At 45.3% G+C, this 708-nt stretch carries 1 protein-coding gene; it reads right to left on the reverse strand.

The features are described 5' to 3' along the window. Positions 1-708 (reverse strand): DNA translocase FtsK (locus A3739_RS30970; protein WP_304440289.1); only part of this gene is annotated, 708 nt, incomplete at both ends.

The following is a 708-nucleotide window of genomic DNA, read 5'->3' on the forward strand; positions in this document are numbered from 1 at the left end:
TCACTGACTTCCCAGGTATAACCTCGACAACACGAACACTCATTACTGCCAATGAACGCGCAAGGTCTTTCGCAAGATTACTAATCTTACTCACCTTCACGCCAGGCGCGGGTTGAATTTCAAAACGTGTAATTACAGGGCCGGGGTTAACTTCGACAACCTCTGCACTCACCCCAAAATCAGCTAGTTTCACTTCAAGCAAGCGCGACATGCTTTCAAGGTCTGCGGGCGAATACCCTACCTTTTTGTTTTTCTCAGGAGGGTCTAAAAGCGTTAATGAGGGTAAAGCAGACTCTTGTCCAATAAACAAACTACCCTGTTGCTCTTCTTCGAGGCGCTTGCCTTGTTTGCTCTTCTTAACAAACGGAGAAATTTTAATAGACTTACCATCTGATTCTGCCTCAGCCGCAGACTTTTTCTTTTGCTGAATCACAACGGTATCAGTGCTTGGCGAAACTTTTGGTTCGACTTTTTCCTGAGTTTCAGTCTCTGTCGGTGCTTTCTTAGCTAAACCTAAGACCTTTTTAAGCGCAGGAGCACTTTTCTCTTTCACTTTCTCGACGCTCGCCTTCGACTCAGACAATGTCTTAACCGGTTCTTTCAAGGCCTCGTGTTTGGCTTCGCGCTCTTGTTGTCTGCGGATAATATCCTGCTCCAACTTTCGCTGAGCACGCAGATCACGCCTAACATCTAAATAATTTTTGATAA

The sequence above is a fragment of the Oleiphilus sp. HI0067 genome, from assembly GCF_001635735.1.